The organism is Massilia sp. AB1 (genome assembly GCF_018119385.1).
Classification (GTDB): domain Bacteria; phylum Pseudomonadota; class Gammaproteobacteria; order Burkholderiales; family Burkholderiaceae_D; genus Telluria.
Window position 1 is genome coordinate 58,953 of sequence record NZ_JAGKSG010000011.1, and the last position, 21,237, is coordinate 80,189.

The following is a 21,237-nucleotide window of genomic DNA, read 5'->3' on the forward strand; positions in this document are numbered from 1 at the left end:
TCGCTGAGCACTTCAACCACTACTACGGCGTCCTCGTGCGCCGTCAAGGGCTGGCCGCCAGCGCCAGCCTTTCCAGTTCGTCGGCAGACATCGGTCCGCCGACGACATACCCTTGCGCATAATCGCAGCCGGCCTCGCGCAAGAGCGTGCGCTGGAGTTCGGTCTCGACGCCCTCGGCCACCACCTTCATTCCCAATTTGTGCGCCATCGCGATGATGGCTTCGCAGGCCGCCAGCCCGTTGGCTTCGCGGTCCAGCGCGTCGACGAAGCCGTGGTCGATCTTCACGTAATCGAGCTCGTAGCGCACCAGGTGGGCCAGCGAGGAATAGCCGGCGCCGAAATGGTCCAGGGCCACCTGCAGGCCCATGGCGCGGTAAGGGCGCAGGCGCTCGATCACCGCATCCATTCCCTCCAGCAGCATGCTCTCGCCGATCTCGATCACCACGCTGCGCGGCCGCAGCGCGCGCTCCCTGAGGAAGGCCAGCCAGGCATCGTACTGGCCCGGTTCGCGCTGGACCTGGGCCGGCGACTTGTTGACGCTTACCTGGAACTGGGGATCCACGTGCTGCTGCCAGTGCTGCACCTGGAGCGCCGCCTCGCGCAGCACCCAGTCGCCGATCTCGACCATCAGCCCGCTCGACTCCGCGAAGGGCATGAATTCTGCCGGGCGCAGCAGGCCGCGGCGCGGATGGCGCCAGCGCAGCAGGGCCTCGGCCTTGCGCACCCGCCCGCTGCGCAGCGACACGATCGGCTGGTACAGGAGTTCGAACTGGTTCGCCGCCAGCGCCGTGCGCAGCTCCGCCGCGATGGCCTGGCGCGCCAGCATGGCCTGCTGGGCGCCGTCGGTGTAGTAGCTGTAGCGGTTGCGGCCGGCGTGCTTGGCCACGTACATCGCCTGGTCTGCGCGCGCCATCAGGTCGCACAGCTGGCCGGCGTCGGCCGGATACAGCGCGATGCCGACCGAGGCGGATACCTCCGCCCGCTGGCCGTCGAGGACGAACGGGGCCGCCAGCGCATCGACGATGGACTGGGCGATCCGGTCGACGGTCGCGATCCGGTCCAGCCCGGACAGCACCACGGTGAATTCGTCGCCGCCCAGGCGCCCGATGGTGTCCGCGGCGCGCACGCAGGCCCCGATGCGCTGCGCCGCTTCGGCCAGCAGGCGGTCGCCGGCCGCGTGGCCGAGGCGGTCGTTCACTTCCTTGAAGCGGTCCAGATCGAGGAAGAGCAGCGCCAGGAAGGCGGCGCTGCGGTCGGCGCGGCGGATCTCCTGCGCCAGCCGGTCCATGAACATGTGGCGGTTGGGCAGGCCGGTCAAATCGTCATAGTTGGCGCGGCGCCAGATGCGCGCCGCGGCCTCGCGCTGGCTGGTGATGTCGTTGACCAGGGCCAGCGCGCCAAGATAGCGCCCGCCCGCATCGAACAGCGGATTGATGGCGACACAGGTCCACAGCGCGCCCCCATCCTTGCGGATGAACTTGAACTCGTAGCGCCGCACCTCGCCCTGGCGCCGCCGCGCGATGTTCCGCTCCAGCAGCGCCCTGCCCTCGTCGTCCATGAAACGGCCCACGGGCAAGTCGAGCACGTCCTCGATCTGGTAGCCGAGCAGCGCCGCCATGCGCGGGTTGACAAAGGTGGTGTTGCCGTGCGCATCGACTTCCCAGACGCCCTCGTCGGCGCAGTGCACGATGCGGCGCAGGCGCTCCTCGCTGCGCGCCAGCGCCTCCAGGCGACTGCCGGTTCGCTCCGCCACCACGCGGCAAGCACGCGTGCCGACGTCGTAGCTTCCCGTCAAACAAACCCAGCTTGCGCTGCCGTCCTGTGCGCGCAGCATCACTTCGCAACGCGGCTCGGGTTCCGCGCCGCGGGTGGCCATCAGGAAGCGGTCGAAGACGGGGCGGTCGGTGTCGGCCAAGGCCTCGCGCAGGCGCAGGCCGAGCGCGCGCTCGCGCGGCAGGCCCAGCATCCTGGCGCCGCACAGGTTGGCCTGCAGGATGGCGCCGTCCAGCCCCAGCAGGAAGAAACCGAAAGGCGCCAGCAGGAACAGCTCGTTGTAGCCGGCGGTGGGCTGGGCGGGCGGCGAAAACATGGCGTCGCCACCGGGCAGCGCGGCGGCCTCGGCGTCAGGGCTTGCCGCTTCCGGGGTGGAAGATGCAAGGGGCGGCCTTAGCTGGCCATACTCCATAATTCCTCCGCCAATCGTTGCCGACAGTCAGTATTTCCAAAAAGACTAACACTGGTCGATGATGCTGTCGAGATGTGTTGCACATATGCCAAATGCAATTCTACAACACTAGACAGCTGCTCAACGAGGCTGGTAGGAACGGTTGAGACGCAGCTCCGCGCGGCGCTGGAGGAATTCGAAGAACAGGCTCAGGCACCAGTAGATCGCGGCGGCGGCCAGGTACAGGGGCAAGGGCTGGAAGGTCGCGGCGATGACTTCCTTGGTCGCCAGCATCAGCTCGGTCAGGGCGATCACCGATACCAGCGAGGTGTCCTTGATCAGGCTGATCAGTGTGTTGCTCATGGACGGCACCGCCACGCGCAGCGCCTGCGGCAGGATGACGTAACCGAGCGCCTGCCACCAGCCGAGTCCGAGGCTGAAACTGGCGCGCCACTGGCCTTCGCTGACGCTCTGCACGGCACCGCGCAGGCTTTCCGACAGATAGGCGCCGGCATTCAGTGAGAGCGCCAGCACCCCGGCCGCCACCGGCGTGAATTCGATGCCGATGCTCGGCAGGCCGTAGTAGATGACGAAGATCTGCACCAGCAGCGGCGTGCCGCGCATCACGCTCACGTAGAGCGAGGCCGGCAGGCGCAGCACGCGCCAGGGCGCGATGCGCATCAGGGCCACGGGAAAACCGAGCGCCAGCCCGCCCACCATCGAGGCGACAGCGAACAGCAGCGTATACCCGGCGCCCGCGAGCATGACCGGCGCCGCGTCGCGCAGCAGGCCGGCGAGTTCCAGCAGCGGCGCGCTCCAGGGGGCGGCGTCGGCAGGGGTCACAGGGGGCCGTTCACTTGGGTTCCTGGCTGGCGTCGGCGCCGAACCACTTGAGCGAGAGCTGCTTCAGGCTGCCGTCGGCGCGGGCGTCGTTGATGATCTTGTCGACCGCCGCCTTGAACTGGGGATTGCCCTTGCGCATGGCCACGCCCATGCGCTCGACCGCGCCCACGCGCGGACCGGCCTTGATCGGCAGTTGCGAATGCTTGAGCAGGTAGGACACCATCAGGCTGTCGTTGAGGGCCGCGTCGATGCGGCCGAAGGCCAGGTCCTGCAGGTTTTCCGGGGCCGCCGGATAGCTCTTCACCTCGACGCCCGGCACCGCCTTGATCTGCTGCTCGAACACGCTGCCCTGCCCCACGCCGACCTTGCGGCCCTTGAGGTCGTTGAGACTGGCGTAGGCCGCGCGCTCGTTCTTGCGCACGATCAGCTGGGGGCTCGAGTAGGTGTAGGGAACGGAGAAATCGAAGGCCTGCTGGCGCTTGGCCGTGATGCCGACCTGGCTGACGATGACGTCGTACTTGCCGGCCGCCAGGCCCGCCAGGATGGCGGCCCATTCGGTGGTGACGAATTCGGGCTTCAGGCCCAGCTTGCCCGCCACGAGGCGGGCGACGTCGACATCGTAGCCGGCCAGCTGGCCGGTCTTGGGGTCCTTGTAGTTGAACGGCGGGTAGGTGCCTTCCATCGCGATGCGCAGGGTGCCGCGCGCCTTCGCTTCCGTCATCAGGTCGGCCGCCACCGCCGGCAGCGCCAGGAGCACGCCGCTTGCCAGACCGAGGGCGAGCGCCGCGCGCCGACCCCGCTTCGTCACTTGCTTGCCCATCACTTTACTCCGAACAATATCGAGCTGACTTTATAACCGAAAACCGGCTTGGGTGCCTAGCGAGGGGCGGGTTTGGTCACCAGGCGCGCCGGCCCTGCGAGCCGAAATGGTGGCCGGTGACGAGCGTGGTGCTCTCGACCAGCATCGACAGTCCCAGGATCAGCTGGACCAGCCTGTCGTCGGGCAGGACCCAGATCTGCCCGCGCGGCGGCTCGGCGCCGGTGGCGGCCGAGATCAGGGGCGCGATCCAGGAGGCGTCGGGCTCGACGTCGAGGATGACCGCGTCGGCGGTGGTCTGCATGTAGATGTTGCCGCCTTCGCCGAGCGTGAAGCAGATGCCGACGCCGGTTTCCTGGGGCTTGACGGTCTCCTGCAGGAAGCGGTTGTGCTCGTCGATCCAGAGTTCGACGTCCTGCGGCGTCTCGAGGGGAGTCCAGGGGCGGGGTTTGAAGCGGGGCGAATCGGGTTGGGTGGTCATGTGCTGCGTTTGAATGAGGTCGAACGCTATCTTACGGGATTATATGGGCTTCGAGGTAGGAGTAACGGCTGCGGCCTGCACGCAAACCCGAGACCCCATCAACTAAGGTCCAGCGTCACCAGATTGACCTGCACGCTGCCGCCTTCAATCAACAACTCCCCCACCGAAATCGGCAAGGAAAACCTCCTCGGCCCCGCACTCCCCGGATTCACATACAGCACGCCATGCTTCTCCACACAAGCCGGCTTGTGCGAATGCCCCGCCACCACGACGCGCACGCCATCCGCCGCAGGATCGCCCTCCAGCTCCTTGAGATCGTGAATCATGTAGATGCCGACGCCGCCCAGGTCCAGGCGCACGGTATGCGGCAAGCCCTCGGCCCAGGCGCCGCGGTCGTTATTGCCGCGCACCGCCGTCAGGGGCGCGATCCCGGCAAGCCGGTCGAGGATGTCGGGCGCGACGATGTCGCCCGCGTGGAGGATATGGGCGCTGCCCCGCAGGAAGTCCAGCGCCTGCGGGCGCAGCAGCCCGTGCGTGTCGGAGATCAGTCCGACCCGCATGCCTTACAAGCCGCGCTTGCTGCCGGCCATCTTGGCCGTGGTGTAGACCGAATACAGCGCCGCCACGCCCACCAGCACATAGACCACCCGGGTCGCCGGGCTGCCCGGTCCGAACAAGGTCGCGACCATGTCGACATCGAACAGGCCGACCATGCCCCAGTTCAGGCCACCGATGATCAGGAGCGCCATCGCCAGGTAATCCAGCCCGGACATCGCGGAGCGGGTATGTGGACGCATGGACACCCGGCGCTCGCCGGTGGTCCTGCGGTCCATCGTTGGTGCGTTCATTGTTGCCATCACAGCCTCCTTAATTTAAGGAAATGATTAGCCAGGGTCTGGCCCCCTGACCATGACAACAAATACTAGCGCAAGTTCTTTGCGCCCCTCGCACGCGTCCGGATCAGCCTTTCCAGGTGCGCTGCAGGCCGGTATCGGCGTGGATCCAGCCGCCCTTCGGGCCGGAGCGGTAGTAGTAGCCGACCCCGCCCTGGCGGAAACTGCGGATCAGGCCGCCCAGCACTTCCTCGTTGAGGGCGGCGACGCGGATGTCGGCCGCCTTGCCCAGCATGTGCAGCGACTTGCGCGCGGCCGGGACGCCCTCTTCGATCAGGCGCTTGTTCGACGCTTCGGTGCGGTAGCCCGACAGGATCTCGAGCGGCTGGGTCAGGCCGTAGCGGGCGATGAAGGCCTGGGTGCCCCAGAGCATTTCGAGCAGCTTGGGATCGATCGGCGCCGTTTCGCGGCCGTTGACGTCGCGCAGCAGGTGGCAGAGTTCCTGGTAGGCCGAGTCGATGACCTCGCCGTCCTTCCAGTACAGCACCTTGGCGCGCTCGCCGCTGGCGGGACGCACGACCGACAGGGTGCGCGGCTTGACCCAGAAATCCAGGTCGAGCAATTGCGCATCGAACAAATCCGGCGGCGGCGACATCTCGGTGGTGGACGATGCGGCGGCGGCAATCTGAGCGCCAAGGGCGCCAAGGGCGCACAGGCCGGCGCCCTGTTTCAGGAAATCTCTACGTGAAGCCATAACGAACTCATCAATGCGAGACGCGTACTATAGCTGAAGGCAGGAGCACGTAAAAGCTGGAAACACGCCGAGAAGCGTTGTAGATGGGAATCTAGAGGCGGGATATGTTGCTTATCCGCTGCAGTTGCAGAAACGCTTGCGCGCGGCGCCCTCTTCAAGCTGGCAATCCTGGTCGAGCCGTTTCCAGAGCAGGTCGCATTCGAGGCCGAAGCAGGACGTTTCCTTGCCGGCATTGAGGTAGCCGTGGCGCTCGAAAAAAGCGCTGGCGCCAGCCGGGCTGTGCAGGAAGAGCTTGTTGATATTCCAGGTGCGGGCCTGCTCCTCGACGGCGGCCAGCAGCGCGCGGCCAACGCCGCAGCGCAAGGCTTCGGGCAGCACGTAGCACAGGGCCACCTTGCCGGCCTGGGTCAGCAAGGCCAGGCCGACCAGCTGGCCTTCGCTTTCGGCGACCAGGGCGAAATTGCTGGGCGTGGAGAACCAGGTGGCGACGGTGGCCGGAGTCTTGTTGCCGAGCCAGGGGCCGAGTACCTCCGGGTCGTCGCGGTGGTCGTCCCGGCGCCCCTCTTCGATCGAGCGGCGCAGCAGGGAGCAGGCGGCAGGCGCGTCCCCGGGGGCGGCCTTGCGAATGTCAATACGGGTGGACATCAATCATCAACGTTGGAAACATAACGAACGGGCGCCGCCGGCGCGTCGCAAGGCCTCGACTATACACAAAAGGGGGAGGCTCTGCTTTCGCACTGCACAATGGGGAACGCGCGTGCGTAAGCCGTATATGGTTATGACAAATCTGTCGTTCCGTTCCGGTGCGAAATTGCGGAACATGGTCCTTGTGCACTATTAATTTCCTAAGCGAGAAGAACATGACGACTTCCCCGAATTCCCTGCGCCGCTGGATCCTGACCCTGGCCCTGGGCGCCGCCCTGCCCCTGCAAGCCAGCGCGGCCGACACCGAGCTGCTCAACGTTTCCTACGACGTGGCGCGCGAACTCTACAAGGACATCAACCCGGCCTTCATCGCAACCTACAAGAAGCAGACCGGGGAAACGGTCAGCGTCAAGCAGTCGCATGGCGGTTCGAGCAAGCAGGCACGCGCCGTCGCCGACGGCCTGGAAGCCTCGGTGGTGACCATGAACCAGGCCAACGACATCGACATGCTGGCCGAGCGCGGCCTGGTGACGAAGGATTGGGCCAAGAAGTTCCCGAACAATGCCGCCCCGTATTACTCGACCATGGTCTACCTGGTCCGCAAGGGCAACCCGAAGCAGATCCGCAACTGGGAAGACCTGGCCCGCCCTGGCGTGCAGGTCATCATCCCGAATCCGAAGACCGCGGGCAATGGCCGCTACACCTACCTGGCCGCCTGGGGCTCGGTGCTGAAGAAAGGCGGCAACGACCAGCAGGCGCGCGACCTGGTGGGCCGCATCTTCAAGAACGTGCCGATCCTGGACGCCGGCGGCCGCGCCGCCACCACCACCTTCACCCAGCGCCAGATCGGCGACGTGCTGGTGACCTTCGAGAACGAAGTGAGCATGGTGCGCGCCGAGTTTGGCGACAACTTCGAAGTGGTCTACCCGTCGGTCTCGATCCTGGCCGAGTCGCCGGTGGCCGTGGTCGACAAGGTGGTCGACCGCCGCAACCTGCGCAAGCCCGCGACCGCCTACCTGAACTTCCTGTACTCGCCGCAAGGCCAGGAAATCGGCGCCAAGCACTTCCTGCGCGTGCGTAACGAAGCGGTGATGAAGAAGTACGCGGCCAACTACAAGCCGATCACCCTGTTCACGGTGGACGAGCTGTTCGGCGGCTGGCAGAAGGCGCAGGACCGCCACTTCGACGACGGCGGCGAATTCGACAAGATCTACCAGTCGAAGTAAGCGCCTGGCGTCCTTACGATTGTGTCACAAGCCCTGCCGTGTGCAGGGCTTGTCGTTTCTGGAGTCGAGGTATACTGCTGAGCAGCTTTGTAGTGCGCTCGACAAGGAATGACGCATGTACGCCATATTTTCTGCGATAAATGCCCTTTCCAAGGGCGATTTTGCTTGTACGCCATAGACATGCGCGGCGGAGTGGTGCTATCGTCCTTCCTGTAGTTGCCCTACAGATAGATGTTGATTGTGCGCCAGCCTCGGCGCCTCCCAGACTGTCAACTTCAACCCGGATTCCAGACCCAACAATGATCAAAAAATTGTTCGCCACCGTATTGATGTCGATCTCGGCTGCGGCTTTCGCCGTGCCCTTCGGTTCGCAATCGGTGCTCGTGGTGGAAGACGATACCGGCAAGATCCTGCTCGAGAAAAACGCCGACGCAGTGGTGCCGATCGCCTCCCTGACCAAACTGATGACCGCGATGGTCGTGCTCGACGCCAGGCTGGACATGGACGAGCTGATCGAGATCGACCGCAGCGACGTCGACACCTTCAAGCACAGCAGCTCGCGCGTGCCGGTCGGTGCGCTGATCTCGCGCCGCGACGTGCTGCATCTGGCCCTGATGTCCTCGGACAACCGCGCCGCCGCCGCGCTGGCCCGCACCTTCCCGGGCGGCACCGCCGGCTTCAAGGCCGCCGTGCGCCGCAAGACCGCTTCCCTGGGCATGAGCCAGACCGTGATCGAAGAGCCGACCGGCCTGTCGCCGCACAACCGCTCGACCGCCGGCGACCTGATCAAGATGGCGACCGCATCGACCAAGTACCCCGAGATCACCGAGATGACCACCGTGTCGAAGGATCTCATCAGCATCAACGGCCGCCAGGTCGAGTACCGCAACACCAACCGCCTGGTGGGCGCCAAGGGCTGGGACATCGGCCTGTCGAAGACCGGCTACACCTCGGAAGCGGGCCGCTGCCTGATCATGAACATCAAGGCCGCGGGCAAGAACGCGACCATGGTGCTGCTCAACGCCGGCGCCTCGTCGACCCGCATTCTGGATGCGCTCAACATCCGCCGCTTCATCACCGGCGAGCCGGCGACCAAGGTGGCCCGGGCTTCCAGCCGCGCCCCGCGCTTCAAGGCAAGCTCGAGCCGCGCCCGCATCAAGGCGAGCGCCAGCACCGGCAAGCTCAAGGTGGTCAAGAAGCGCAGCAAAGCCAAGGTGAAAGTCACCCGCAAGCGCCGCAACTAAACAGCGGACGCAGGATACGAAAGGGGCCGTCAGGCCCCTTTTCCATTTAGCCGATCATGTCGCGCAGGCCGCTGGTGCGGTGCGTACGCCGCCCGATCGCATCCAGCAGCACCTCGCCCGCCGGGGTCACCAGGGTGAACACTTCGCTGGCGCGCGTGATGCCGGTGTAGACCAGCTCGCGCGTCAGGATCGCGCTGCGTTCGCGCGGCAGGGCCAGCACCGTGTGGCGGAATTCCGAGCCCTGCGATTTATGCACCGTCATCGCGAAAGCCGTCTCGACGTTGCGCAGGCGGGTGGCCAGCACGCTGCGCACTGTGTCGCCCTCCAGGAAGTAGACTCGCAGCGAACCGGGGCGCTCCGGGTCGGCCAGGGTCAGGCCGATGTCGCCGTTGAAGACCTTGGTCCCGTAATCGTTGCGGGTCACCATGACCGGGCGGCCGACATACCATTCCCCTCCCCGGCGCAGCAGGCGCGCGCTTTCCAGGCGCTGGGCGATGGCGTCGTTCAGTCCGGCAACGCCCCACTCGCCGTCGCGCACCGCGCACAGGATGCGGAAGGACTCGAAGCGCAGCAGCACCTGGCGCACCCATTCCTCGTGCCCGCCTTGCGGCCCGGCCAGCAGCAGTTCCAGGTAGGGGCCATAGCCCGACTGCGCCAGCTGCAGCAGGTTCTGCGGCTGGGCGTGGTCGATCCAGCGCACGCCGCCCTCGCCCGCCCGCAAGACCTCCTCGGCGCGCGGACCGTCGCCCGCGTTCACGGCCAGCGCCAGCTGGCCGATCGGACCGCCGAAGCGGCGGCTGTGGCGCAGCATCACGGTCTGCTGGGCCAGCGCACCGCCGCTGCCCAGGAAGGCGTCCGGCAGCTCTTCGCCGCTGGCCTCGCGCACATAGGCCAGCGTAGCGGCGGAATAGGCCCCGGCCTGGGCGTTGTGACACAGGTCGCCCAGCACCGCGCCCGCTTCCACCGAGGCCAGCTGGTCCTTGTCGCCCAGCAGGATCAGGGTCGCGGTCGGCGGCAGCGCGTCCAGCAGGCAGGCCATCATCTCCAGGTGCACCATCGAGGCTTCGTCGACGATGAGCACGTCCACGTCGAGCGGATTGCCGCGGTGGTGGGCGAAGGCGCGGCTGTCCGGACGCGCGCCCAGCAGGCTGTGCAGGGTGCGCGCGGCCCCCATGCGCGCGGTGAGTTCGCGCAGCGGCAGCTTGGCGCCGACACGCTCGGCCAGTTCGTTCAGGGCCTTGTCGATCGACTGCTTGAGGCGGGCGGCCGCCTTGCCGGTCGGCGCGGCCAGGGCGATGCGCTGGCTGCCCGCTTCCGGCGCGGTGGCGAACAGCAGCGCCAGCAGGCGCGCCACCGTATAGGTCTTGCCGGTGCCGGGGCCGCCGGTGATGATGCCCACCGCGCCGCGCAGGGCGATGGCGCAGGCGAGCTTTTGCCAGTCGGGCTTTTCGGCCGCGCGCTGCGAGGCGAACAGGGTGTCCAGCCATGCGCGCACGGCTTCGCTGTCGACCGGCCGCAGCGCCTTGGCGCGCTCGCGCACCGATTGCGCCACCAGCAGCTCGTCGCGCCAGTAGCGGCGCAGGTAGAGGCGTTCGCCGTCCAGCACCAGCGGCTGGTCGTAGTCGAATTCGTCCACGTGCCAGACCTGTTCGCAGGCGCCCAGCTGGGCCGCCCAGGCCTTCGTGCCGCGCGGCAGTGGCGCCGCGGTGGCCGCCAGCGCCTTCCATTGCTCCTCGCTCCAGCCCAGCAGCGCGGCGGCGGCCTGGCCGTCGGCCAGGTCGGACAGCTGCAGGCAGCTGTGGCCATGGCCTTCCAGCTCGGACAGCACGGTGGTGGCCAGCACGAGCGGCGGCGAAGCATTGCCGAGCGAAGCGGCGAAGCGCGCGAAGGCACCCGACAAGCGGCGCAGTTCCCCCTCCTCGGTCAGGCGCTCGATCTCGGCCCACAGGGCCGTGATGCTTCCCTCAGTCTTCGCCATGGCCTTCCTTGTTCAGCAATCGTTCCAGTTCATCGAGCAGTTCCAGGTCGGGCGCCAGGGTGCAGCAGCCGCGCGTGGCCGGGTTGGCGATCCCGCGCAGGAACAGGAACACGGCGCCGCCCAGCTGTTCGCGCGGACGGTAGGACCGGCCCAGGCGCGCACGCAGCAGGCGGTGCAGCGCCAGCATGTAGATCGTGCCCTGGATATCGTAGCGGTGCTCCATCATGCCCGCTTCCATCGCGGCCTGGGTATAGGCGGCGTCGCCCGGTCCCAGCGCGTTCGATTTGTAGTCCAGCACCCAGAAGCGGCCCTCGTGCTCGAACACGAGGTCGGCGAAGCCCTTGAGCATGCCGTGCAGGGCGCGCTCCGGCAGGATCGGGCGCACGGCGCCGCCGAAGATGCGCTCGCGGCACAGGCGGTCCAGGCGCGGCAGATCCAGGCGCTCGCTGGGGAACCAGAATTCCATTTCCGGCAGCGGATCCTGCAAGTCGCCCAGGGCCGCGCCCAACGGCGGCAGCTCGGTACTGACGATGGCCTTCAGCCAGGCCAGGGCGTCGTCCATGCGCTTGGCCCAGCCGGCGCGTTCGATGCGCTGCACCAGGCGCAGCTCGCAGGCCGGATCTTCCAGGCAGCCGAAGCCTTCGCCGGCCAGCCATTCGAGCTGCTCGTGCATGAAGTTGCCCGGCACCGAGCCGCGCGGGAAACGGTGCCAGGGCGCGTCCTCGATGCGCGGCGGGGTCGCCACCGAGGGCTCTTCTTCCAGCAGGGTCTGTTCCTGCGCCCTCATTGGCGCGGGCGGCGCCACCGCATGGCGCGTCAGCGAGGTGAAGGAGCCGATCGCCCAGTCGCGCTCGAAGCTGGCCGCGTAGCGCGGCGCCTCCAGCAGGTCGGGGCGCTCGTCCTCGCGCGCGAAGGCGGTCGAGGCCTGGTCTTCCTCGAGGTCGAGCAGGCGGATGCACTCAATGCCCCCGCACAGCTGCCGCAGGCGTTCGCGCAGGCCGGCCGGGGGAATCGGCTCGCCGCCGGCCAGCAGGTAGCCGAAAGCGGATTCGTGCAGCCGGTTCTTGCCCCGGTGCAGGACCACGGCCGTGCCCAGCCACACGGCGTGGCGCGCACGCGTGAGCGCCACGTAGAACAGGCGCAGGTCTTCTTCCAGCCGCGCGCGGTCGACCGCCGCCTGGGCTTCGGCGCTCAGGCTCAGGTCCAGGCGGCGCTCGCCGTTCTGGTCGATGAATTCGAAGAAGGCGCGGCTGCCCTTTTCCACCGGGCGCGCGGTGACCGCGAACGGCAGGTAGACCAGCGGGTATTCCAGGCCCTTGGACTTGTGCACGGTGACGACCTTGACCAGCTCGGCGTCGCTCTCCAGGCGCAGCACGCGTTCGTCACCGCCCTCGCCCAGGCCTTCGATCTGCTCGGCGAACCAGCGGATCAGGGCCTGCTCGCCTTCCAGCTGGGTGCTGGCTTCCTGCAGCAGTTCGGCCAGGTGCAGCAGGTTGGTCAGGCGGCGCTCGCCGCCCGGCTCGCGCAGCAGCCGCGCCGGCAGGCCGAGTTCATGCACGAAGCGGCGCAGCATGGCCAGCACGCCCTGGCGCTGCCAGCTGCCGTGCAGGGCCTTGAGCTGTTCCACCCGCTCTTCCCAGGCTTCCTCGTTGCTCGACAATTTCGCCAGCTCGCCCAGCGGCAGGCCTGCCGTACGGGTGGCGAAGGCAGCGCGCGCCAAGGCGCCGTCGAGCGGATTGGCCACCGCATACAGCCAGCGCAGCATGTCGGCCGCCTCTTCGCTTTCGATCACCGAATCCTTGTCCGAGAGGTAAACGCTGGCCACCATGCGGCGCACCAGGGCGCGCCGCACGGCCGCGGCTTCGCGCCGGTCGCGCACCAGGATCGCGATATCGGCCGGCATCAGGCGCCGGAAGCGTTCGCCGTCGGAGAAACCGACCCGCTCGTCGTTCAGCAGGCGCACGATGTCTTCGGCGCAGTGGTGGGCGAAGAACTCGCGGTATTCCTCGCCCTTCAGGTCTTCGCGGTGGCAGCAGGCCACCGTCATGGCCGGCTGGGCGCCGTCGATGCCGACCAGGCGCTCGCGGTGGCCCTTGGCCGCCACCGGCTCGAAAGGCAGCGGATTGTCCTCGCCGCGGCGGAAACGGAAGGCGCCCTGCGGATAGCCGCCATCGCCGTCCACGCCTTCGGCCACGGCGAACACGCGGTTCACGGCCGACACCAGGGGCGCGGTCGAACGGTAGTTGGTGCCCAGCTTGTAGTGGCGGCCCTCGGTGGCGCGCCGCGCCGACAGATAGCTGTGGATGTCGGCGCCGCGGAAGCCGTAGATCGACTGCTTGGGGTCGCCGATCAGGAACAGGCCCTGCTGCGGGGCGTCGTCCGCGACGCGGTACAGCAGGTCGAAGATGCGGTACTGGTCGGGCGAGGTGTCCTGGAATTCGTCGACCATCGCCACCGGGAACTGGGCCACGATGCGGGCGCGCAGCGCTTCGCCGTTCTCGCCTTCGAGCGCGTCCTTCAGGCGCTCGAGCATGTCGGCGAAGCCGAACTGGCGGTTGCGGCGCTTCAGTTCGCGCATGCGCTGGGCGATGTGGCCGGCGGCGTGGCGCAGCAGCGCATGCGCGATCGGGTCGATCGCTTTCAGGTCTTCCTGCAGCTGGGCGGTGCAGCCGAAGCATTCCGGCACCTCGGCATGGAAGTCCTTGCTGAAGGCGTCGACGATACCGTCTTCGCTCAGGCGCTTCCAGGCCGTGTCGGGCAGCGCCGGCAGGTGCAGGGCCGGATCGAGGGCCCAGCTGCGCAGCGCCTCGAACCATTTGACCAGCGAATCGGCGCGCATCTTGTTGCCGTTGAAGCACTTGGGATTGCGCTCGCGGTGGCCGGCGATCCAGCGCTCCATCTCGCCCGCGCGTTCGTGCCAGCCCTCCTTCAGGGCGGCCAGCTGGGCGCGCTGGGCCGCGGCCAGGCGGCCGACCAGGGCGCCCAGCGGCTCCTCAGGCAGCTCGCCCAGCAGCGCGGTGCGGTAGACCAGCTCGCGCACGCTCTCCTTGAGCGCCTCGACGCTGCTCCAGCAGCCCAGCACCGTGTCGAGCGCCTCGGCGCCGAGCGGATAGACGTGCTGGCGCCAGTAGTCGTGGGCCGCGTCCTCGAACAGCGCGCGCTCGTCGGTGACCAGTTCTTCGTCGAACAGGCTGCCGCTGTCGAAGGCGTGCTCGCGCAGCATGCGCTGGCACCAGGCGTCGATGGTGAAGATCGCCGCTTCGTCCATGGTCTCGGCGGCCAGCATCAGGCGGTGCGCGGCCACGCTGCGGGCATTGCCCTCCGGGTAGGCCTCGGCCAGGTCGCGCAAATAGGGATCGATCAGGTCCAGTTCGCCGCGGAAGAAGGCGGCTGCCTGCACCAGGCGCTCGCGCACCCGGTTGGACAGCTCGCGCGTGGCGGCGCGGGTGAAGGTCATCACCAGGATCTCGGACGGCAACAGTGGCCGCACGAAGGCGTCCTCGCCGCCATGCCCCAGCACCAGGCGCAGGTAGAGCGCGGCGATGGTCCAGGTCTTGCCGGTGCCGGCCGAGGCCTCGATCAGGCGCGAGCCGTGCAGCGGGAAGGACAGCGGAGCGAGCTCGATGCTCATGGCTCGTCTCCCCCGATCGGCGTCACGCTCACCTGCTCGTCCAGCCAGCGCGCCAGCGGGCCGTAGAGCTGGACCGCCACCTGCGGCCAGTCGCCGGCCGCGGTCAAGGCTTCGAAGTCCGGCCACAGGCGCGCCAGGCAAGGCTCCGTGACCTCGCCCGAGATCTCGAAGGCGCCGTCGTAGGTCGTGCGGGCGTCGCCCTCGGCCAGGTAGGCCAGCGCGGTCTTGCAGGCCACGGCCAGCGGCTGGTCCAGGTTGCTGCGCCAGAGCAGCGCCAGCTCGCGCAAGGCCTTGCGCGCGGCATCCTGCTCCAGCAGCGCCATTTCCAGCACCGCGTCGCGCGCCACCAGGTAGCCCGCCACCGGATGGCCGCAGGCGGCGCTGGCCAGCTGGCGCAGCCAGGGCCCGATCAGCTTGTCGCCGCGCGGCTGTCCCTGCTTGTCCAGCACCTTGGACGAGATCTGCACCAGCCAGGCGCTGCGCTCGCCGTCGCTCCTCAGGCGGTCGATCCAGTCTTCCAGCGCCAGGCCGTCGTCGAACACCAGGCTGACGGCCAGCTTGGGCGCCGGCTGCGGGAAGCGCGCGCCCAGGCGCAGCCAGCTGCTGCGCACCGGCACCAGGCCGTCGACCAGCTGTTCCTGCCACTGGCGGCCCAGCAGGCCGATCGGCAGCACGCCTTCGCGCGCCAGGCGCTCGGCGCGGTTCTTCAAGGTGGCGCGCACCTCGTGCAGGCCCTCGGCGGGGCCGCTGTCGTCCAGCAGGTGGTCTTCGATGAAGAAGCGCTCCAGCGCGTCGAGGGCGAAGGGTTCCTCGTCCTCGCCAACGACCGCGGCGTCGGCGAAGCTCACGCCCAGGCGGCGCCGGAAGAAGTAGCGCGCCGGCTGGCGCAGGAAGCTGCCCAGTTCGCCCAGGCGCAGCACGAAGCCCGGCTCCAGTTCATACGGCGGCAGATCGTCGCCCTCTTTCCCTTCTTCCGCGCCGTGGGCCGAGCGCCATTCGCCCGCATAGGTCAGCAGGCCGCCACGCTCGAAATAGCGCCGGCTGAAGGGCTGCAGCGCGTGTTCGACCGTGCGCTCGGACAGGTCGAGGTCCCAGCCGTTGACGAGATAGTCGCGCAGCTGGGCCACCAGCACCGAGGCCGGCTGCTCGCTGTTGTCGCGCACGTTGCGGCCGACCCAGCTGACGTAGAACTTGTCGCGCGCCGCCAGCATCGCTTCCAGCATCAGGTAGCGGTCGTCGTCGCGGCGCGAGCGGTCGCCCGGACGGGCAAGCCCGGGCAATGCCAGCAGGTCGAAGTCGGTCTGCTGGGCGCGGCGCGGGAAGTCGCCGTCGTTCATGCCGAGCAGGCAGACGACGCGGAAAGGCACGGCGCGCATCGGCATCAGGGTGCAGAAGGTCACGCCGCCCGAGACGAACTGGTGGTTCAGGGTCGGCTGGTCGAGCTGGGACAGCCAGGCTTCGCGCAGCACGGCCAGCGAGACCGGTTCGTCGAAGCCGGCCGCGTCCACCGTCTCGAGCCAGCATTGCAGGCCTTCGTTCAGCTGGGCCAGGGTCAGGCGGTCGGCCTCGTCCTGGGGCGAGAAGAAGGCGGCCAGCAGGCCGCGCGCGGCCTCGCCCCACTCGAGGGGACGGCGCGGCGCGGCCAGCACGGCGCGCCATGCGAGCAGGGCTTCGACCAGCTGCGCCAGCGAACCGGCCAGGGACGCGTCCAGGCCGCCCACTTCGCCGTAGGGTTCGATCTCGCCGAAGCTGCGGCCCACGCCGCTGGCGTAGCCGAGCAGCATGCGGCGCACGCCGAAGATCCAGGCGTTCTGTTCGCCCGCCGAGCCCAGGCCCAGGCCGTCGCGGTGCTCGCGGTCCAGGCCCCAGCGCACGCCCGCGCCTTCGATCCAGCGGCCGAGGATGGCCAGGTCCTCGTCGTGCAGGCCGAAGCGGCGCGCCACCGCCGGCACGTCGAGCAGGTCGCGCACTTCGCTCTGGCGGCAGCGCTGCTGCGGCAGGCGCAGCAGCCATTCGAGGGCGGCCAGCAAGGGATTCACGCTGCGGTCGCGCACGTCGCCGATCTCGAAGGGGATGTGGCGCGGGTCGCTGCGGCGGTGCTGGTCGAACACGGCGTGGATCGCGGCAGAGAAGGCGTCGATGTCCGGCACCATGACCACGATGTCGCGCGGGCGCAGGCTCGGGTCCCGGGCGAACCAGGACAGCAGCTGGTCGTGCAGTACCTCGACTTCGCGCTGCACGCTGTGGGTGATGTGGAATTCGATCGAGCGGTCTTCGCGCGCGGGCGGGACGTGCGGGTGCTCGCTCAGGGGCAGCAGGTCGCGCACGGCGGCCTGGGCCTGGGCCAGCAGGGTCTCGCCTTCGTCCTCGGCGAACAGGTCGACGCGCAGGTTGCCCTGCCGAGCACCTTCGCCGCTGTCGAATTCGTCCAGCATGCGCACGAAGTCGCGCCCCTGGCGGCCCCAGCTCGCCAGCAGCGGATGGCTGTGCGCGTGCAGTTCCTCGATCGGCACGCTGGACAGGTCGGCGCCCTCGCGCAGCGGCTGGCGGCGGCGCGCCGCGCGCAGCAGCTCGCGCCCTTCGATGATGTCGCCCCAGTAGAAGCGGCAGGGGTTCGGCACCGCCACCAGCACCTGGGTGTGCAGCGAGAGCGCGGCGAAGCCCTGCAGGGTCTGGTAAGGCAGGGTCGACATGCCGAACAGGATCACGCGGCGCGGCAGGCGCGACACCGGCTGGCGGTTCTCCAGGTTGGCGGCCAGGAATTGCTGGTGGATGGTGGCGCGGCCGGAAAAACGTTGTTCCGGCGGCACACTGGCGTGAACGGCGCGCCACAGGCAGGCCTGCCATTTCTGGTCCGGCGCCAGCGGCACCGGATCGCCCACGGCGCGGCGCAGCTGGTCGCGGCCGGCGGCCCAGTCGATCAGCCAGTCGGCGCGGTAGACCTGGTACTGGTCGTAGAGGTCGGCCAGGCGCTCCGCCAGCTGCAGGCGGCGCTCGGCGTCGCCGTCGGCCAGGAAGCGCGCCAGCGGCTCGTAGCCCGGCTCCTGCAATAGCCCGGGCAGCAGGCGCATCAGGCGCCAGGTGAGCGGATCCTTGTCGAAAGGCGAACGGGTGGGCACGCGCTCGCGCCCCAGCATGCCGCGGTAGGCTTCCCACATGAAGCGCGCCGGCAGCGCCACGCGGGTGGCGGCGCACACGCCCAGTTCCTCGGCCAGCGCGATCTTGAGCCATTCGGCCACGCCGTTCGATTGCACCAGGATGATTTCTTCTTCCAGGGGGCCGAGCGGGTGGCTGCGCATCCAGTCGAACACGGCGCTGCGCAGCAACTCGAGATGGTTGCCGTGCAAGATTAACAAGCCGGGAGAGATCGGGGATGACATGGTTTCAATTCGAACAGCCGAGGGGCAAAGTCTACCCGTTTTGGGCGCTCGGCGGTAGTGCGGACGCCCTTGCCGGGCGCCCTTGCCCCCCCCCCGCTAGCGCTGATCTCCCGCCCGGTCGCCGAGCTGCGCCGTGACCTCGCGCTCGAGCCGCGCCAGCATCGCGCGCAGGCGCGCCACCAGGGCCCGCGCCTGGGCCGTGCTGGTCGGCCCGTTCTTGCCCTGCTGGCGCCCCGGCTGGGCTTCCAGGTCCTCGCACACGGCGCCGAAAGCGCGCGCGCCCACGGCCCGCGCCGAGGACTTGATCCGGTGCCCGACCCGCCCGGCCTGCTCCAGGTCGCCCGCCGCCAGCGCGGCGTCGATCTCGGTCAGCGCTTCGCGCGCCGCTTCCAGGAACATGAAGGCGTATTTGCGCATCTTGGCGCGGTCGCCGCTGGCGGTGATGCTCAGCTGCCCCATGTCGAGCAGGCCGCCGACCGCGCCCGCCTGCGCGGCCGGGTCGCCCGCCCCTGGCGCCGAGACCGTCGCCACCACCGTGGCAACGTCTGGCACCGGGGCCGAGGTGCGGCCCAGGCAGCGCGCGATGGTGGCGGCCAGCAGCTCCGGCACTACCGGCTTGGTCAGGAATTCGTTCATGCCCGCTTCCAGGCAGCGGGTGCGGTCGTCCACGCCGGCGTTGGCGGTCATGGCCACCACCAGGGTGCCGGCCAGCTCCGGGTTGGCGCGGATGCGGCGCGTGGCTTCCAAGCCGTCCATCACCGGCATCTGGATGTCCATCAGCACGCAGTCGAAACGCTGGCCGGCCATCGCCGCCAGCGCTTCCTCGCCCTGGTTGGCCACCACCACGGCGGCCCCGGCCTGCTCCAACAGTTCGCGCGCGACCTGCTGGTTGAAGGGATTGTCCTCGACCAGCAGCACCGCGCAGCCGTCCAGGCGGGCGCTCTGGGGCGCCGGGGCCGCGCCCAGGCCGGCCGCCGCGGCGCCGGAACTTTCTTCCAGCGCCAGGCGGGCCGTGAACCAGAAGGTCGAGCCCAGGCCGGGCGTACTCTCGACGCCGACCGTGCCGCCCATCAGCTCGGCGAGCTGGCGGCTGATCGCCAGGCCCAGGCCGGTGCCGCCGTGGCGCCGGGTGGGCGAGCCGTCGGCCTGCTGGAAGGGCGTGAACAGGTGCTTCAGTGCCTGGGGCTCGATGCCGATGCCCTGGTCGCGCACCTCGAAGCGCAGCAGCACCTCGGGGCCGAAGGCGCGCTCGAGGCGCACCCGCAGCCGGATCCGGCCGCGGTAGGAAAACTTGACGGCGTTGCCGGCGAAATTCAGCAGCACCTGGCCCAGGCGCAGCGGGTCGCCGCGCAGGGGGCGCATCAGTTCGGGCGCGATGTCGACGTCGAAGCCCAGGCCCTTGGCGGCCGCGGCCTGGCCCAGCTGGGTCTCGACATTGCGCATCAGGCTGTCGAGCATCAAGCTGACCTGGTCGAGCTTGAACATGCCCGCCTCGATCTTGGAAAAGTCGAGGATGTCGTTGATGATGCCCAGCAGGTGCTGGCCCGAATGGTGGATCTTTTCCAGGTAGTCGCGCTGGCGCGGATCGGGCGCGCCCTGCAGCGCAAGGTGGGTCATGCCGATGATGCTGTTCATCGGCGTGCGGATCTCGTGGCTCATGTTCGACAGGAAGTCGCTTTTGGCCTTGCTGGCGGCGTCGGCCTGCGCCTTGAGCTGGTGCAGCTCGGTGATGTCGGTCGACACGCACAGCACCGCCGGGCCGGCGCTGCCGACCTGCACCGGCACCCGCACGCTCCACAGCTGGCGCGCCGTGCCGTCCGGCGCCGCCTGCTCCACCTGGCCGGCGCTGCGCTGCCCGCTCTCGAGCACGGCGCGGTCGCGTTCCCAGGCGGCGTCGGCGGCGCCGGCGGACATCAGCTCGTCGTCGCGGCGGCCGGCCACCAGCCCGGCCGGCTGGCCCAGGGCGTCGGCGCCTTTCGCGTTCACATAGCGGAAACGGCGCGCGCCATCCTTCAGGTAGACGTGGGCGTCCAGGTTGTCGAGCACGGAATCGAGCAGCAGGCGCTGGCGCACCGCTTCGCGCCGCGCGCGGTACTGGGCCAGGAACAGGCCGTAGACCAGCAGGGTGCCGGCGAAGCCGAACACCAGCGCGGCGCCGGGCAGGTAGCGGTCCGCGCCCACCATCATGCCGCTGCGCGGCGCCGAGAAGTGCACCTTCCACTGGCTGCCGGCGTAGTCGACGCCGAGCAGGGAGACGAAATCGTCCTGCGCCGCCTTGACCGCTTGCGCGCCCTCGCGGAAGGGGGAGCGAACGTCAGCACCGAACAGCAGCCGGTCGCCCGCCACCGGCGCCAGCTTGCCGCTGCCGGTCGGCAGGCTGCTGCCGTACAGGCTCACCCGCACCGGCTGGTCTTCGAGGAAGCCAAGGGCCCCGCCCACCAGCTCCTGCACCGAGAAGGCGATGCCGACCGAGCCGAGGTAGGCGGCGCGGCGCGCCTCCACCGTCAGCGGCTGCACGCCGCCGCGATAGAGCGGCAGGCGCATGCCCAGCACGTAGTGCGGCACCGGGTGGCGGATCAGCACCGGATTGCCGGAAGCGCTCAGCGCACCGCTGTCGCGGGCGTGGGCCAGCGACCTGGCCACCAGCGGATGGGCGGCGATGTCGACCCCGACCCGGCCGCTGGGCAGGCTGGACGGATACTGGTAGGCGATCACCTCGTAGCTGGGACGCGGTCCGTCGGAGCGGATCGCGAAGTCGGGATAGCCGTTGGGATCGACGCTGCGGTCGGCGCGCACGGCCTTCTCGAAAGCTTCGCGTTCGGATTCTCGTACATACGCGGCGAAGGAAACGGCCTCGATCGCCGGGTAGTCGTGCGCCAGGTCGAGGGCGCCCACGTAGCGCTCAAAAGCGCGCCGCGACAGCGTGCCGTCCGCGGTGTCGCCGGCCGCATGCAGGGCCGTCAGCCCGCGCACCGCCCGGCCATAGGAGGCGATCGCGGCGTTCAGGCGTTCCTGGGCCCCGCGCGCCAGGTTGTCGAAGCGGCGCCGCGCATCCTCCTCGACCGCATGCGCCGTCACATAGTGCAGCGCCGCGCCCGCGGCCAGCGCCAGGACCATGCCGCCGCCCGACAGCAGCGCCATGCGCGACGGACGCGCCGGACGGACGTGGGAGCCCGCGGACGTCTCCGCCCCGGCGCCCGCGCTGCCCTGTTTCGATCGCATCATGCTGTTCCTAGCGGGC

At 69.0% G+C, this 21,237-nt stretch carries 14 protein-coding genes; 2 read left to right on the plus strand and 12 right to left on the minus strand.

Annotated features, from left to right (window positions below):
- Window positions 1-43: 43 nt before the first annotated feature.
- From J8847_RS08950 to J8847_RS08985, 8 genes are all read right to left on the minus strand, one after another.
- Entirely contained in the window at window positions 44-2,089 is a 2,046-nt protein-coding gene (locus tag J8847_RS08950; RefSeq protein WP_229512647.1) for a bifunctional diguanylate cyclase/phosphodiesterase, read from the minus strand.
- Window positions 2,090-2,305: 216 nt separating this feature from the next.
- Window positions 2,306-2,968, minus strand: coding sequence for an amino acid ABC transporter permease (locus J8847_RS08955; protein ID WP_211524396.1), 663 nt, complete (start codon window positions 2,966-2,968; stop codon window positions 2,306-2,308).
- Between the two features lie 49 nt (window positions 2,969-3,017).
- A complete protein-coding gene (locus tag J8847_RS08960; RefSeq protein ID WP_211524346.1) occupies window positions 3,018-3,827 on the minus strand; it encodes a transporter substrate-binding domain-containing protein in 810 nt (269 codons plus the stop codon).
- Between the two features lie 76 nt (window positions 3,828-3,903).
- Complete coding sequence (locus tag J8847_RS08965; RefSeq protein ID WP_211524347.1) at window positions 3,904-4,305, minus strand: hypothetical protein; 402 nt, start codon at window positions 4,303-4,305, stop codon at window positions 3,904-3,906.
- A gap of 98 nt (window positions 4,306-4,403) precedes the next feature.
- On the minus strand, window positions 4,404-4,865 hold the full coding sequence (locus J8847_RS08970; protein WP_211524348.1) for a metallophosphoesterase family protein: 462 nt from the start codon (window positions 4,863-4,865) through the stop codon (window positions 4,404-4,406).
- A gap of 3 nt (window positions 4,866-4,868) precedes the next feature.
- Window positions 4,869-5,162, minus strand: coding sequence for a DUF378 domain-containing protein (locus tag J8847_RS08975; protein WP_211524349.1), 294 nt, complete (start codon window positions 5,160-5,162; stop codon window positions 4,869-4,871).
- Window positions 5,163-5,265: 103 nt separating this feature from the next.
- Window positions 5,266-5,892, minus strand: coding sequence for a DUF882 domain-containing protein (locus tag J8847_RS08980; protein WP_211524350.1), 627 nt, complete (start codon window positions 5,890-5,892; stop codon window positions 5,266-5,268).
- A gap of 111 nt (window positions 5,893-6,003) precedes the next feature.
- Window positions 6,004-6,537: a GNAT family N-acetyltransferase gene (locus J8847_RS08985; RefSeq protein ID WP_211524351.1), complete on the minus strand. Its 534-nt coding sequence runs from the start codon at window positions 6,535-6,537 to the stop codon at window positions 6,004-6,006.
- A 215-nt stretch (window positions 6,538-6,752) separates the two neighbouring features.
- On the opposite strand from J8847_RS08985, the gene J8847_RS08990 reads away from it, so the two are divergent.
- A complete protein-coding gene (locus J8847_RS08990; RefSeq protein WP_211524352.1) occupies window positions 6,753-7,763 on the plus strand; it encodes a sulfate ABC transporter substrate-binding protein in 1,011 nt (336 codons plus the stop codon).
- Between the two features lie 299 nt (window positions 7,764-8,062).
- A complete protein-coding gene (locus J8847_RS08995; RefSeq protein ID WP_211524353.1) occupies window positions 8,063-9,007 on the plus strand; it encodes a serine hydrolase in 945 nt (314 codons plus the stop codon).
- 46 nt (window positions 9,008-9,053) lie between these two features.
- On the opposite strand, the gene recD is transcribed toward J8847_RS08995, so the two are convergent.
- From recD to J8847_RS09015, 4 genes are all read right to left on the minus strand, one after another.
- Window positions 9,054-10,985, minus strand: a complete 1,932-nt coding sequence (gene recD, locus J8847_RS09000; protein ID WP_211524354.1) for an exodeoxyribonuclease V subunit alpha — start codon at window positions 10,983-10,985, stop codon at window positions 9,054-9,056.
- On the minus strand, window positions 10,972-14,616 hold the full coding sequence (gene recB, locus J8847_RS09005; RefSeq protein ID WP_211524355.1) for an exodeoxyribonuclease V subunit beta: 3,645 nt from the start codon (window positions 14,614-14,616) through the stop codon (window positions 10,972-10,974). The genes recD and recB overlap by 14 nt, the downstream gene beginning before the upstream one ends.
- Entirely contained in the window at window positions 14,613-17,996 is a 3,384-nt protein-coding gene (gene recC / locus J8847_RS09010; protein ID WP_211524356.1) for an exodeoxyribonuclease V subunit gamma, read from the minus strand. The genes recB and recC overlap by 4 nt, the downstream gene beginning before the upstream one ends.
- Window positions 17,997-18,092: 96 nt before the next feature.
- Window positions 18,093-21,221, minus strand: a complete 3,129-nt coding sequence (locus J8847_RS09015) for a CHASE domain-containing protein (protein WP_229512649.1) — start codon at window positions 21,219-21,221, stop codon at window positions 18,093-18,095.
- Between the last annotated feature and the right edge of the window lie 16 nt (window positions 21,222-21,237).

Coding starts and splice junctions, on each gene's coding strand:
- J8847_RS08950 (WP_229512647.1), bottom strand. CDS start 2,089: ATGTTTTCGCCGCCCGCCCAGCCCACCGCCGGCTACAACGAGCTGTTC.
- J8847_RS08960 (WP_211524346.1), bottom strand. CDS start 3,827: ATGGGCAAGCAAGTGACGAAGCGGGGTCGGCGCGCGGCGCTCGCCCTC.
- J8847_RS08965 (WP_211524347.1), bottom strand. CDS start 4,305: ATGACCACCCAACCCGATTCGCCCCGCTTCAAACCCCGCCCCTGGACT.
- J8847_RS08970 (WP_211524348.1), bottom strand. CDS start 4,865: ATGCGGGTCGGACTGATCTCCGACACGCACGGGCTGCTGCGCCCGCAG.
- J8847_RS08975 (WP_211524349.1), bottom strand. CDS start 5,162: ATGGCAACAATGAACGCACCAACGATGGACCGCAGGACCACCGGCGAG.
- J8847_RS08980 (WP_211524350.1), bottom strand. CDS start 5,892: ATGGCTTCACGTAGAGATTTCCTGAAACAGGGCGCCGGCCTGTGCGCC.
- J8847_RS08985 (WP_211524351.1), bottom strand. CDS start 6,537: ATGTCCACCCGTATTGACATTCGCAAGGCCGCCCCCGGGGACGCGCCT.
- J8847_RS08990 (WP_211524352.1), top strand. CDS start 6,753: ATGACGACTTCCCCGAATTCCCTGCGCCGCTGGATCCTGACCCTGGCC.
- J8847_RS08995 (WP_211524353.1), top strand. CDS start 8,063: ATGATCAAAAAATTGTTCGCCACCGTATTGATGTCGATCTCGGCTGCG.
- recD (WP_211524354.1), bottom strand. CDS start 10,985: ATGGCGAAGACTGAGGGAAGCATCACGGCCCTGTGGGCCGAGATCGAG.
- recB (WP_211524355.1), bottom strand. CDS start 14,616: ATGAGCATCGAGCTCGCTCCGCTGTCCTTCCCGCTGCACGGCTCGCGC.
- recC (WP_211524356.1), bottom strand. CDS start 17,996: ATGTCATCCCCGATCTCTCCCGGCTTGTTAATCTTGCACGGCAACCAT.
- J8847_RS09015 (WP_229512649.1), bottom strand. CDS start 21,221: ATGATGCGATCGAAACAGGGCAGCGCGGGCGCCGGGGCGGAGACGTCC.